This is a genomic window from Corynebacterium sp. HMSC27B11 (assembly GCF_001815985.1).
In the GTDB taxonomy this organism is placed as follows: Bacteria; Actinomycetota; Actinomycetes; order Mycobacteriales; family Mycobacteriaceae; genus Corynebacterium.
In genome coordinates, this window is record NZ_KV823537.1 from 1 (window position 1) to 630 (window position 630).

1 protein-coding gene is annotated in these 630 nt (G+C 56.0%); it reads right to left on the reverse strand.

Features of this window, described 5'->3' with window-relative positions:
• Positions 1 to 25: 25 nt before the first annotated feature.
• Positions 26 to 630: IS3 family transposase (locus HMPREF3097_RS01160; RefSeq protein ID WP_070760263.1), on the reverse strand; the 605-nt coding region annotated here is incomplete at its 5' end.

Genomic DNA, 630 nt, shown 5'->3' on the forward strand with positions numbered 1-630 from the left:
CCCCGAAAGTTGGACTGGTTTAATTCTAGGCGGTGAGGGGTTCAAGGGTCTGATTCCGATATTGCATCGGGGTCAGGCCCTTGAGTCGTTGTTGGACGCGTTCGGTGTTGTACCACCCGATGTACTCGTCGATCGCTTGGTTGAACTCTGCGACCGTGTCGAAGACTTCACCGTGGTACATCTCGGTTTTCAAGTGCCCGAAGAAGTTCTCCATGACCGCGTTGTCGTAGCAGTTGGCTTTACGCGACATCGACTGAACACCACCGTTGTCGCCGATCAGATTGCGCCACGAGGAATGCTGGTACTGGAATCCTTGATCGGTGTGCATCATCCACCCGGGTTCAGGTGCACACGCTGTGATCGCCTTGGACAAAGAATCGGTGGTCAACGCTGTCGACGGTGATGTAGCCACAGTGTGGGCAACGATCGAGCGGTCGAACAAGTCCATCACCGGTGACAGGTAGACCTTGCGGCCTTGGACCCTGAACTCGGTGACGTCGCTGACAAAGACGGTATTCGGCCTATCTGGGGTGAACCTGCGGTCAAGCGTGTTGTCAGCGATGTGGCTGATCGTCCCAGTGTAGGAAACATATGGCCTGCGCTGGCGGATCTTGGCTCGAAGCCCCATCT